12 protein-coding genes and 1 other RNA gene are annotated in these 12,281 nt (G+C 40.2%); 8 read left to right on the top strand and 5 right to left on the bottom strand.

Annotated elements, in window-relative coordinates; all coding sequences use genetic code 11:
• Positions 1 to 84: 84 nt before the first annotated feature.
• From ABJL82_RS07485 to ABJL82_RS07475, 3 genes are all read left to right on the top strand, one after another.
• Positions 85 to 276, top strand: coding sequence for a hypothetical protein (locus tag ABJL82_RS07485; protein WP_347274109.1), 192 nt, complete (start codon positions 85 to 87; stop codon positions 274 to 276).
• Between the two features lie 626 nt (positions 277 to 902).
• Positions 903 to 3,041 (top strand): ChaN family lipoprotein, encoded by a 2,139-nt coding sequence (locus ABJL82_RS07480; protein WP_347274108.1) that lies wholly within the window; start codon positions 903 to 905, stop codon positions 3,039 to 3,041.
• 12 nt (positions 3,042 to 3,053) lie between these two features.
• On the top strand, positions 3,054 to 3,233 hold the full coding sequence (locus ABJL82_RS07475) for a hypothetical protein (RefSeq protein WP_099326387.1): 180 nt from the start codon (positions 3,054 to 3,056) through the stop codon (positions 3,231 to 3,233).
• A 25-nt stretch (positions 3,234 to 3,258) separates the two neighbouring features.
• On the opposite strand, the gene alr is transcribed toward ABJL82_RS07475, so the two are convergent.
• The 4 genes from alr to ABJL82_RS07455 form a co-directional block, all read right to left on the bottom strand.
• Positions 3,259 to 4,383: an alanine racemase gene (gene alr, locus ABJL82_RS07470; RefSeq protein WP_347274107.1), complete on the bottom strand. Its 1,125-nt coding sequence runs from the start codon at positions 4,381 to 4,383 to the stop codon at positions 3,259 to 3,261.
• 14 nt (positions 4,384 to 4,397) lie between these two features.
• Positions 4,398 to 5,573, bottom strand: coding sequence for an 8-amino-7-oxononanoate synthase (gene bioF / locus ABJL82_RS07465; RefSeq protein ID WP_347274106.1), 1,176 nt, complete (start codon positions 5,571 to 5,573; stop codon positions 4,398 to 4,400).
• 190 nt (positions 5,574 to 5,763) lie between these two features.
• Positions 5,764 to 6,765, bottom strand: coding sequence for a biotin synthase BioB (gene bioB, locus ABJL82_RS07460; protein WP_347274105.1), 1,002 nt, complete (start codon positions 6,763 to 6,765; stop codon positions 5,764 to 5,766).
• 124 nt (positions 6,766 to 6,889) lie between these two features.
• Positions 6,890 to 7,957, bottom strand: coding sequence for a hypothetical protein (locus ABJL82_RS07455; protein ID WP_347274104.1), 1,068 nt, complete (start codon positions 7,955 to 7,957; stop codon positions 6,890 to 6,892).
• A gap of 132 nt (positions 7,958 to 8,089) precedes the next feature.
• Here ABJL82_RS07455 and ssrS point away from each other — a divergent pair.
• From ssrS to ABJL82_RS07435, 4 genes are all read left to right on the top strand, one after another.
• Positions 8,090 to 8,271, top strand: a non-coding RNA gene (gene ssrS / locus ABJL82_RS07450) — 6S RNA.
• 352 nt (positions 8,272 to 8,623) lie between these two features.
• A complete protein-coding gene (locus tag ABJL82_RS07445) occupies positions 8,624 to 9,214 on the top strand; it encodes a sigma-70 family RNA polymerase sigma factor (protein WP_347274103.1) in 591 nt (196 codons plus the stop codon).
• Entirely contained in the window at positions 9,211 to 10,032 is an 822-nt protein-coding gene (locus ABJL82_RS07440) for a hypothetical protein (protein WP_347274102.1), read from the top strand. The genes ABJL82_RS07445 and ABJL82_RS07440 overlap by 4 nt, the downstream gene beginning before the upstream one ends.
• A gap of 31 nt (positions 10,033 to 10,063) precedes the next feature.
• Positions 10,064 to 10,690 carry a cyclase family protein gene (locus tag ABJL82_RS07435; RefSeq protein ID WP_347274101.1) on the top strand — a complete coding sequence of 209 codons (627 nt, stop codon included), beginning with the start codon at positions 10,064 to 10,066 and terminating at the stop codon, positions 10,688 to 10,690.
• 175 nt (positions 10,691 to 10,865) lie between these two features.
• Here the strand turns inward: ABJL82_RS07435 and ABJL82_RS07430 are convergent, their stop codons facing one another.
• A complete protein-coding gene (locus tag ABJL82_RS07430; protein ID WP_347274184.1) occupies positions 10,866 to 11,834 on the bottom strand; it encodes a cation diffusion facilitator family transporter in 969 nt (322 codons plus the stop codon).
• 342 nt (positions 11,835 to 12,176) lie between these two features.
• On the opposite strand from ABJL82_RS07430, the gene ABJL82_RS07425 reads away from it, so the two are divergent.
• Positions 12,177 to 12,281: 2Fe-2S iron-sulfur cluster-binding protein (locus tag ABJL82_RS07425; RefSeq protein ID WP_347274183.1), on the top strand; the 105-nt coding region annotated here is incomplete at its 3' end.

Genomic DNA, 12,281 nt, shown 5'->3' with positions numbered 1-12,281 from the left:
ACTATAATTAGTAATAAAAGCTGCTGTCGATAAGATAGTTTGGTCAAAATTTGATATTACTTAGGATGTGAAAAGGAGATTATTATGAATAATACGTTGGCAAATCTTGCGCAAAGCATGTCGAATAACGTGGTTATGGCAAAACAAGCCATGGAGTCAATGAAAACAGAAGGCGCTACAATTTTAAAGCTGATCGAGGATTCTGAAAGTATGCGGACAGGTAATGGAGCAACTAATCCTGATGGTGTTGGTAAAAATGTTGACGTTTTCGCTTAGGGACTTGTCCATAAATATGGTCAAACAAATAGTAACATTTTAATTTTTTGAAAAATTCCAATAATAACATTGTTTTGCCGCACGATATAGGGGCGAAGCATTTGCATGTTTGGGCATGAACGCATGTATGCCAGTTATTGCAAATGCTTCGCCCCTACAGTTTCAAAAACCTAAAGTGTTACAACAAATAAGGTTCTTGAAGGAAGATCAATAAAATTCAATATATTACGCTGAATAGTTACTCAAAAACTATCAAAAGGAATAAAAAGAAGAATGCCTTGAATACCCTGAGAATAGCGATAAAATAATATATTATTGTAAACAAAAAATAATAAACTACATGGGAATCCATAGGGAATTAGTATACGATAATTCATCACAATAAGAGCAATTTATGTAACTTTTCAATAAGTTATTTTTTTTATAATAATTTCTACCTTCCACTGTCCACAATCTGCAATTTGCCGACTGTACAGTATTCCACATTAATAAAGGGAGCTGGGGAGGCGTTTACATCAACCTATTGAGATTTAACAATTTATGAGGTATTTTATTACCTATTCTTCCGTAAATAGCGGCACAGTAACCGTTAAAAATATCCCCTCAAACTATCTAATCTTTATTTCATGGTAAATATAACAAAGGTTTCAGTTGTTCGATGCGAGGTCTATGACAAGGAAAAGATTTCTTTTGCTCTTGAGCAAACGTTTGATTTTTTTGGCGGCCTTGGCAATGTAATAAATAAAGGGGCAAAAGTACTCCTGAAACCGAACTTTTTGAAAGAAAGTAACTATGGCGATTGTACGGTCACCCACCCGCTTGTTATCGAGGGAATAGCGAGTAAACTATTAGAATTTGGAGCAACGCCAATAATTGGAGACAGTCCTGCTTTTGGGGCAGTGTCAAAGATTGCCAGACGCCTGAAGCTTGATACATTTGCGGAAAAACATGGAATCGACATTATCGAGCTTGATAATGCACGCAGGGTAAAAGCGCAATGCGGGACAAAGACCTTTAAATTAACGGTTTCCGGAAAGGCGTTAGATGTTGATGCTATTATAAATATTCCAAAACTTAAAGCGCATGTACAATTGTTATTTACCGCCGCTGTTAAAAATATGTATGGTTGTGTCTGTGGCAAAAGAAAGGTATGGAGGCATTTCCGGTCAAACAACGACATCAGATGGTATACGGAAATGTTATTGGCAAACTATCATAGGGTAAAACCATCATTTACTATTGTGGACGCTGTTATGGCGATGGAAGAGCGGGGACCTTCGGGAGGGGTTCCCAAAAACGTGTCGTTGTTAATTGGTGGAAAGGATTGCATTGCCATTGACCGCGTTATTGCAGAGGTTATTGGGGTATCTCCCTCACAGTCGCCTATTTTACAAACAGCAAAATTACATAACATAGGAGAGCAAGATTTGAACAGAATAGAAATTCAAGGTGAATCATTGTCTGCCGCAAAGGTGAACAATTTTAGGCTTCCGAAATTAACACCAATAGGGTTCGGTTTTTTTAGAGTAGTAAAAAGTCTTTTAAAACACTTGTTGATGAAAAATTTCGGGAAAACAGCATGTATTCTTTTTTTCTGTATCTTAACGTTAACCCTAAATGCTTTTTCTGAGGAAGAAAAGGTGACGAGATTAAAACATTTTCCGCAAAAAGTGAAAGTTGAAGATATTGTTCACGTGCCGACGGGGATAATAATGAACTTTACTGATGTATTAAAATTCTTTGATTCCGCCAGCATCATCTACGTGGGGGAAATACATGCCGTCGATGCTACTCATAGGGCGCAGTTAAAGGTGTTGCAGGCGTGTTATGAAAAATACGGAGAAAATCTTGCCATAGGCATGGAAATGTTTACAAGACAGTATCAACCTTTTTTGGACCAATGGGTTGCCGGAGAGATTGACGAGAAGAAATTTCTGGAATATACGGACTGGGATAAACAATGGGGATTTGACTATTACTTGTATAAAGATATATTGGACTTCGCAAGGGAAAAAAAGATCAGCGTACGTGCGTTAAATGCGCCAAAAGAAGTTGTTAAAATGGTGAGCGAAAAGGGGCTTGAATCTTTAACGGAGAAAGAAAAAGCACAACTCCCCGAAATAGATACAACAGGTTTTTTTCACCGTATTTATTTGCAGGAAGTTATCGGCGGCCATATGCACGGGAAGGAAAATCTGGAAAAATATAATAATGTGCAGTGCCTGTGGGAAGAGTATATGGCGCAATCAATTGTGGACTATTTATCCTCATGGGAAGGTAAGGATAAAAAAATGTTGGTTTTTGTGGGGAACGGCCACATAATCTACGATTTTGGCATACCGGCCAGGGTGTTCAGGCGCACTTTATTGCCGTATTATACTATCTACCCTACCGTGTTTAACGGTGGGATGCCGGGCGGGGACCATCACATGTTTCTCTCTTCAATCCCACTGGAGCCGGCGGATTTTATCTGGGTTGTAGCAACTACAACATCCCAAACAAAGAGAATATATCTTGGCGTACATATACAAAACAGGGATGATAAGAAATTAATTATACAAAAATTAAGTGAAGGCAGTCCTGCGGAGAAGGCAGGACTTATGGCAGGCGATGTTATCTTGGCGGTTGACGGCAAGGTGCTGAATACTGTTGCTGAATTGGTACACTATCTTCAAACAAAACAGTTTGGGGATTCGTGTACTGTTAATATAGACCGTGACGGCACAAAAATTACGTATGCAGTTACATTGTTTGAAATGAAATAAGGTATTGTTGATATGAAGAAAGAGCCGATTCCCATCAGGATAGAAGAAGAATTGCACCGTTGTCCTCAGTGTGGATACGAGGATGGTTTTCATATGTCATTTATAAGGAGAGAAAAGAAGAAAACCGGGATTATCCTGATATGCCCAAGCTGTCATGCAAGGTATGACCCTGATTGGAGTATCGAATATTAATGGGAAAAGAAGGGAAAATTCCGATCTAACCATTCTCGTCAATATATATCCTTGGTACCCGGTAACTCACATTGCATGTTATTTCATAGGGAATGGTTTTTCGCTGCTCTGCGACAGATTCTATTGAAATAGTTTCTTTTCCCTGTCTGCCATAGATCACGACTTCGTCTCCAACTGATACGTTTTTTATCGTGGTTACGTCAATAAAACATTGATCCATACAAATCCTTCCGATAACAGAAACCTTATTCCCCCGTACAATAACCCTTCCCTGATTTGATAATAACCGGTTGTATCCGTCATCGTAACCGAAAGGCAGCGTAGCTACACGGGTAGTCCGGGTGATTTTATATGATCCGCCATAGCCCAAAGTCTCTCCCGGTTCCATTGTTTTGATATGTATAATCCTTGTTTTTAAACTCATGACAGGTTTAACAGGCAGGTTGCGTGATTCTTTATCTGATGCGTGTAAACCGTAGAGCGAAAGGCCAGGCCTTGCCATGGTAAAATACGAGTCATTGTAACGCAATATTGATCCGGTATTTGCCATATGTCTCAGCGGAATTATTATCCCAGCCGTATCAAATTTCGCAATGATGTCCTTGAATTTTCTTATTTGCCGTTCCGTATGGGTGGAATCATTATCGTCCGCCGAAGAACAGTGTGTGTAAACCCCTTCGATAATGAGACCGTTCATTCCGGTCAGATGTTTTATGCATTCGAAAGCGGTGTCATAGCTCACTCCCGTGCCGCCCATTCCCGTATCGATATAAACGTGGACATTAACGGTTTTTCCAGCAGAATGTGCATGATGTGCAAGTTTTTCGGCAAGTGTCAGATCGTAAACGGTTGGCGTGAGGTTGTAGTGAATAATTGCATTAATTTGTTCTTCAAAGAAACCGCCAAAGAGGAGTAACGGAGAAGTGATTCCTTTTTCCCTAAGGTGGACGCCTTCTTCGAGAAGGGCGATGCCGAGCATTTCAACGCCATCTTTTACCAATAGCGCACCAACTTCATAATCACCATGACCGTACGCATTTGCCTTTACAACGCCAAGGATTTTTACGTTTGCCCCGATGCGCCTTCTTATTTCCTGCAGATTATGTCTCAGGGCGGAAAGGTCAATCTCCGCCCATGTAGGTCTGTGCATGGAAGAGTCACTCCTTATCGTGAAGAATGTTCCTTCAAAAATCCAATGTTACACAATACTCCAATTAATCTGTCAAGATGGTGTATTTTATGATTTGCCATAAGTGAGACACGCAAACGGCAGGTTCCTTCGGGAACGGTGGGCGGTCTGATTGCGGGAACCAGAATCCCGTTTTTAAATAGTTTCAGTGAAAGAGACAGTGCGTCTTTGGCTGACCCGGCAACAAAGGGGAAGATAGGGCTTTCGCTGGTAATGGCAGGGGTAAAATGAGACAAACGGGCGTTGAGATAACGGATATTTTCCCACAAGTTATTCATTAGGGATAAATCTTTCCGGATTAAGCACAGTCCGGCCAGTGACGCTGCGCATACGGCCGGCGGCAGGGCGGTGGTGTAAATAAAATGCCGTGCCTTGTTTTTTAAGAAATCAATGAGCTGCTGACTGCCGGCGATAAATCCGCCGACACTGCCAATAGCCTTGCTTAATGATCCCATGATGATTTCCACCTGTCCTTCCAGTCCGTAATGTTCAATCAATCCTCTGCCGTTTTCCCCGAATACCCCGGTAGCATGGGCGTCATCCACCATGAGCAGCGCATCGTACTTTTTTGCGGCGCTGGCAATTTCCACTAAGGGGGCAGTATCGCCATCCATACTGAATACACTGTCTGTTACTACCAGTTTTCTGCGGTACGATGAAGATCTCTGCAGCAATGACTCCAGTTTATTTATGTCTTTGTGGGGATAAACACGGAACGTTGCGCCGGAATAGCGGCATCCGTCAATAATACTTGCATGGTTCAGCTTATCGCCGATAACAATGTCTTCTTTCGAGACAAGTGTACATATTGCGCCGAGATTCGCCATATAGCCCGTGGGGAAAAGCAGTGCGGCCTCTGTTTTTTTGAATTGGGCAATGTTCTTTTCCAGTTCTGTGTGCAAGGGCATAGTGCCGGATACCAGCCGTGACGCTCCTGTTCCGCAGCCATACTGTCGTATAGCCTCTATGGCTGCCTGTTTTACTATGGGATGGTTGGCAAGTCCCAGATAATTATTTGAGCAGAAAGAGAGATAGTGTTTTCCATTTATCTGTATAGTTGGTTCCTGAGCGCTTTCAATAGTCGTATAATCACGCAGCAGGGAGCGGTCTTTTAATTCCTCTAATATGCCGGAAATAAATTCCATAGTCATAATATAAACACCTTTTGTTCTCCGGTAACACTTTCTTTGGCAAAATATTTAATGGTGGAATCCGATTATAGTGAAATCCGATGTCCTCAATACTCACGCAAAATTACGAAAGGGGAACCACAGATTACACAGATTTTCAGGTGTGTTCAAGTTTGCAAACTTGAACACACCATGAGGCTTGCTTTGAATTTCAAATCATTTTGTCATTAGAAGTTCTTTCCAATTCTAACCCCAGGTCTTTTATCATTTGCAGGTCTTCCTCACCGGGTTTACCTTTTGTCGTTAAATAATTTCCAATCATTGTGCTGTTTGCCCCGGCGTAAAACATCCATGATTGCAGGCTTCTCAGATTCTTTCCCCTGCCGCCGGCGATTTTGATTTCTTTATCAGGCAAAACAAACCGGAAGAGAGAGATAATTTTTAATATTTCCATAGGCGTCAGAACGGAGCGGTTTTCCATCGGAGTGCCGGGTATAGGATGTAGAAAATTGAGAGGCACGGAATCGACGTCTAATTTTTTCAAAGTAAACGCAAGATGAATACGATCCTCCGTTTCTTCGCCAATACCAAATATTGCACCGCAGCAAATTTCGAGTCCGGCTTGTTTTGATGCGTATATTGTGTTTAAACGGTCGGCGTAGGTATGTGTGGTGCAAATGTTGCGGAAAAATCGTTCGGAGGTTTCCAAATTGTGATTTATTCTCTTTAAACCGCTCTTAGCCAGAGCATCCGCCATTTCTCTTGTTAATACGCCGAACGAGCCGTGTGGATGTATGTGTGCATCGCGGGAGATGGTACTTATTGCGTGGCACACACGGTCAAATTCATTTTCATTGTCAATACTATATCCGCTGGTAACGATGCCAAGTGAGTTGGCGCCGGTATGTTCCGCGTACAGTGCGGCAGCGACTATCTTATTTTCTTCAATGAGATTATATTTTTCAATTGCCGTAGGGTGATATGAGGACTGGGAACAAAAGGAGCAGTCTTCTGTACACTTCCCCTGTTTGGCGCTTACAATAGAGCATGCCTTTACTGTTTGCCCGAAATATTTCTGGCGAATTCTGTTTGCCCAATAAAAAAGATCATACACTTCATCGTTTCCTACCTGCGACAGGTAATGGGCGTCTTCATGGCTGATCTCATTGTTCTGTAACGATTGTTGGGCGATTGTTTCTATCCGGTTATGCATAATTTTTGGTTATTGGTTATTCGTCCTTTTGTAGGGACATGGTGCTCAGTGTTCTTATAATTTTTTTTAATCTGTGTAATCTGTGGTTTTCCTTTCGTGCTTGTTTGGTTCTGCTTATGCCAGCTTAGGGGTGTTTCTTTCTGTATTTTAAATAGGCGTTGCGTACATTTTGCCAAACTATCTCAGGACGGTCAGACCGCACGTACGTCATGCAATCTGTGCCTTCAAAACTCCATGTGGCGATATTGCGAATCCCGGTATTGTATGCAACGTCAACCGCCGTCATTATTTCTTCTTCCCTGTTGGCAGGAACTCTATACCCCTGTATCCATATTTGAGGTTCTTTTTTGTATTTTAATGAGAGAGAGAGAACTGCTGATGAAATCTCTCTTACAAATTCCGCAACATCTTTTTTATAGGCATACCAGTAAGGATCGCTGCCGAAGATATCCATACTTTTAATCATTGCAACCTTTTCCCATTCGTATATGCCGTATCGTGGGTCAGTCGTCGGGAACAAACACACGGAATTCCTGAGTCCTTTTTGAGAAGCATTGTTTGCCAGGCATTCCAGAAAATCGACAATAGTGGATTGGCGAAATGCCTTTACCTCATCGGTAAATTCCAGTGGCATTTCATAGCCGTATTTCTGTTTGAACAGGTCGCGGCACGTGTTGCATAAACAGCCCCACACGTCTTTTTTTCTGCCCCCGAAAAGGTGGGTAAATTCCCCGAAGAAAAGGTGCGGTTCATCCCAAAAAACCCCGTCTGCGCCTGTTTTTGCCGCCAATTCAATCCAATTTGTCATGTAATCCCTGAAGGTTTTTGCGTTCAAACAGGCCTTGTATATCATCATATCGCCTTCCGTGAAGTTTAGCTTTTGTCTGCAATGCGGGTATGCCTTGACAAAGGCGGAAAAAGACTCTCCGCCAAAAACACGGCCTATGCCCCATGGATCGAGGAATACCTCAAGTCCGGCGTCATGGCTTGCTTTGACGATATCAGACATGTTTCCGGAATGGTACGTGACGTCGTGTTCGCTCATGGTGTGAACAACGAAGGTACACCCATCGTCTGCCATCTTTTCCATATCTGTTTTTACATGACGCACTATTCTGTTAGCAAAATAACTGGCTCCGAATTTCATGCATGCAATATTAAACGCAAGCAACATTTCTGTCAAGAGAATCAAATGAACATCCGAAAACAGAAAGCTATGATTGTTTTCAGGCAAAAGTACTCCATTTTTAAAAAAACTGTTACTTGCAAAACTTTTTTTCGCTTGCCAGAAAATATATTTATTGCTAACATGAGTTTACTTTTAAGGGCTCTGCCATGTACGTGGATCGAGGTATAATTTTTAAGACCTATAACAATAATTTGGGACCCCGTCTTTGTTAGTGGCGTATATAGTCTCCAGTGAGAAAAATACAAAGCTATCATTGGGAATACCACCGTAAAATACGGGTCACAAAAAAACTCACACGGCATTGCGGTGGAGCCTTTAACCTATCAATACAATTGAAACAACAAAAACAGACGTAGCTTTTCAATAAGTTGAGGTTTTTATAATAATTTCTACCTTCCACCGTCCACAGTCCACAGTCCACAATCTGCAATTTGCCGACTGTAAATTGCCGATTGCCGACTGTTACAGTATTTTCCATTAATAAAGAGGGTTGTTTCCCTCTGCTTATTGAGAAGTTAAAAATAAACCTTCCTACCTGGTGCTATCAAAGAACCACCTTTTTTGCCGGTCGCATATTTTTTAAAAATCTGAATTTAAAATTGCAGAATATGCACTTCGTTGGGAACATTATCCAGTACTTAATTGTTTGTAAGGATGTTTTGAGAAAAAATGAAGGGAAACGATACAAGAAAAGAATTCGAAGAACTTGCAATGCCGCACGTAGATTCCCTTTATAATATGGCAGTGCGTATGTCAACGAACAAAGAAGATGCGGAAGATCTCGTTCAGGAAACATACCTGAAGGCATATCGTTTTTTTAACACATTTCAAAAGGGGACAAATGTTAAAGCATGGCTTTTTAAAATCCTAAGGAATACATTTATAAATAAATACAGAAAGGCTATCAGTTCCCCAAGTGAAGTGCTTTATGAAGATATTGAATTAGTAAATTCGTATGTATCAACAAACAATAATGAACCAGATACAAAGGAATCAATTGATACATTGAAAAGCAAGGTAGAGAGCCTCGATGATATACTGGGAGATGACATAAAGAATGCGATAGATAGTTTGCCCATCGAATATCGTGAGGCAATAATATATTCTGATATTGAAGAATTAACGTATAAAGATATCGCGGAAATTATAAATGTTCCCATTGGAACAGTGAAATCAAGGATTAATCGCGCAAGAAGTTTGCTCAGAAAAAATTTGTGGAACTATGCGAAAGAAAGAGGCTTTGTTAAGAGGGAGAAATGATGTCTTGTATCGATTTTAATAAATATCTCTATGAATTTATGGACGGTGAGTTGAAGGCCGGTCTTTATCCCAAACTGCAAAAGCATTTAGAACACTGCATTCCTTGTAATCAACTATATGAATTTGAAAAACAAGCCCGTTTATTGATAAAATCTTATTGTAAAAATGTAACCGCCCCGCGCCATTTACACAGCAGAATTATAGCAAATCTTGATTCCATTGACCATGAATTGGTTTCCCGCACAGCCCTCCCCGGACGAAAACGATTAAAAATACTATTTTCACCCCATACTCTTGCGATAGCGGCTTCTCTATTATTAATGATTGCAGGCGGAATATTCTATCTGACGAACAATCGGCAGGCAGACTCGGTTTCTATTGTCGATGACGCAGTTACCAATCATGTTAAAGTGCTGAATGAGAATTTAGTCTTTAATGAAAGAACATCTGTTGTTGGGAACGCCAGCAGATATTTAAGCCAAAACATTAATACCCAGATACGCAAGTCATTAAATCCGTTAAATATAGAACAGGTGCGCGTTGTAAATGACATGCCTGTAAATCATTATGGTACAAGCAGTCCGTGTATTGTGTTTAACCACGAGGGGAATAAACTATCACTTCAAATTATTCGCAACATGCATTTCCCAATAGCAAAACTGGAACGTATTAGTTTTGGCTCCAGAGACTTTTACATCACTAACCGGCGTGGATTTAATACAGTTATTTGGATGGAAAATGATACGACCTATTTCCTTACATCAGACATTCATACCAATGAAATGCTAAGATTTGCCGCAACTCTTGCTTCGCATTAATTGTTGAGGCTATCTTGCCCGCAAAATAATAATGACTTTTTATGATGTAACCTTACCCATATCAAATGCCATGATTACCTGGCCATCCGATCCTGCGGTATCGATTACGGGAACAAGCCTGATTTCCCGGGGAGATTTTTGTAATCTTTCTGAGTTAAAAATAGGTTCGCATTGCGGCACTCATATTGACGCTCCCAGCCATTTTCTGGAAAACGGCAGGACAATTGATCAGCTTGCCCTTGAAAATCTTATAGGCGAAGCAACGGTATTTGAGTTTAAAAACAAAGAAAATATCGGCTTAAGTGATATAAAGCAATTGCGATTTGACAATGTAAAAAGGGTTCTTTTTAAAACAGTCAACTCATCCTACTGGAAACTTTCCGTCTTTAAAAAAGATTTCGTTTACTTAACAAAAGATGCGGCGCAGTACTTAGTAGACAAGGGAATAAGACTTGTTGGAGTCGATTATCTTTCCGTTGAAAAATTTGAAAGCCAACAGGCAGAAACGCATCATATTCTTTTGCGAAACGGCGTCATTATCCTCGAAGGCCTGGATTTATCAACTGTTGAGCCGGGAAGGTATGAATTAATGGCATTGCCGTTAAAAATAAAGGACGGCGATGGAAGCCCGGCACGGGTTGTTTTAAAAAATACCTAAGCTGGCATAGCCAGAACCAAACAAGCAAGATATAAAAAATACGAAATTCGAAGTACGAAATACGAAATACGAAACAAATCCGAATAACAAAGCATAAAATTCAAAACAAATCCAAAACATACAACAATTATGAAGCCCGAAATGCGAGATACGAAAAAGGCATTTGTTTAGAATTTCAAATCATTTTGTCATTAGAATTTGTTTCGTATTTAGCATTTCGGATTTCACCATTGTTATTGTTGCATTCGCAGCCATACTGTATCACAGTATGTCCTATCCTGAATTTCTCAACTAAAATACGGTTAATTTCCCTTGAAATTGCGGCAGTTTTGCTGATTGGCATATCCTTCGTGTCTATATGTACGCTCATTGCATACATGCCGGAAGTAATTGTCCAAATATGAATATCATGCGCTCCTTCAACACCGGGGATTTGTTCTAACCGTGAAATTACCTCCCCGACATTAATATCCTTTGGCGTTGCTTCAAGCAGAATATCAATCGATTCCATTATTAACTTATATGACCATATCAGGATGAGGATGCATAGCATTATACTAATGATGGGATCGACAATATACCAGTTTGCATAATAAATAATAACTGCGCCGATTATTACGCCAACGGATGAAATGGTATCTCCAAGCATATGCAAAAAAGCCGATTTGACGTTAAGACTGTGCCCATGTTCGTCTGACTTAAGAATATAAACACAGCTTATATTTGCAAACAGTCCTATAATAGCCAGGAAAAACATTTTGCCGCTCGATATTGTTTCCGGGGCTAGAAACCGATGGTATGCTTCGTAAAATATCCAGACGGTGATGAGGAGGAGTATGATGCCGTTAAGCAATGCTGCCAGTATTTCTAAACGGTAAAAACCGTAGGTCTTTCTTTGCGTAGGCGGTTTTGACGCAAACATTATGGCAAACAGACTAATCAATAATGCAAATAAATGGGTGAGCATATGCCCTGCATCACTAAGCAAGGCAAGGCTGTTTGTGATAATCCCGCCAATTACTTCAACAATAAATATGGCCCCCGTGATAGCGCTTGCCATGATAAGCTTTTTTCGCTCGTGAAGTCTATAGGTATGCTTGTGCGTATTCCCTTCTGATGAATGGTAATAATCTAAGTCATGAATGTGTTTAATGGCATGTCTCCATAATTTGTTTTCAGGATAATATTTGTAAATAATTTAATATTAAAGGATTTCAAGATGAATTATAAATACCTCTCTTATCTAAAACAAACCTTTTTTAATTTGTTTATTGTTTTTAAAATTGAAATAAAAAGGTGCATTTTTGTATAATCAAATCCTTATGATTTTTAAAATATAGTAGTATTGCTTTATGCTTTTTTAAATGTGTGGCATAGTAAATTTTAACGCGTAATTTTGCAGGCGATTCAGACTTTTTGTACGTTAATGCGAAACCTATTCTTTTACAAATTATTTGTGCGATAGTTATAAAATGCAGGAGGATACATGACAACAGTAATAATAGACGGGAAGCGTGTGGAGGCTGACGCTTCGCAGACGATATTGGAAGCAGCGCGTCGGGTTGGGATACGGATACCGACATTATGCCAT

It is taken from the genome of Candidatus Kuenenia sp., from assembly GCF_039794105.1.
In the GTDB taxonomy this organism is placed as follows: Bacteria; Planctomycetota; Brocadiia; order Brocadiales; family Brocadiaceae; genus Kuenenia.
Note: the sequence above shows the minus strand (reverse complement) of the source record. Positions and strands in the feature narration are given on the sequence as shown.

Excerpts from the sequence above, each read along its gene's own strand:
- ABJL82_RS07435 (WP_347274101.1), top strand. The coding sequence starts at position 10,064 with ATGACTTTTTATGATGTAACCTTACCCATATCAAATGCCATGATTACC.
- ABJL82_RS07485 (WP_347274109.1), top strand. The coding sequence starts at position 85 with ATGAATAATACGTTGGCAAATCTTGCGCAAAGCATGTCGAATAACGTG.
- ABJL82_RS07445 (WP_347274103.1), top strand. The coding sequence starts at position 8,624 with ATGAAGGGAAACGATACAAGAAAAGAATTCGAAGAACTTGCAATGCCG.
- bioB (WP_347274105.1), bottom strand. The coding sequence starts at position 6,765 with ATGCATAACCGGATAGAAACAATCGCCCAACAATCGTTACAGAACAAT.
- ABJL82_RS07480 (WP_347274108.1), top strand. The coding sequence starts at position 903 with ATGGTAAATATAACAAAGGTTTCAGTTGTTCGATGCGAGGTCTATGAC.
- ABJL82_RS07440 (WP_347274102.1), top strand. The coding sequence starts at position 9,211 with ATGATGTCTTGTATCGATTTTAATAAATATCTCTATGAATTTATGGAC.
- bioF (WP_347274106.1), bottom strand. The coding sequence starts at position 5,573 with ATGACTATGGAATTTATTTCCGGCATATTAGAGGAATTAAAAGACCGC.
- alr (WP_347274107.1), bottom strand. The coding sequence starts at position 4,383 with ATGCACAGACCTACATGGGCGGAGATTGACCTTTCCGCCCTGAGACAT.
- ABJL82_RS07475 (WP_099326387.1), top strand. The coding sequence starts at position 3,054 with ATGAAGAAAGAGCCGATTCCCATCAGGATAGAAGAAGAATTGCACCGT.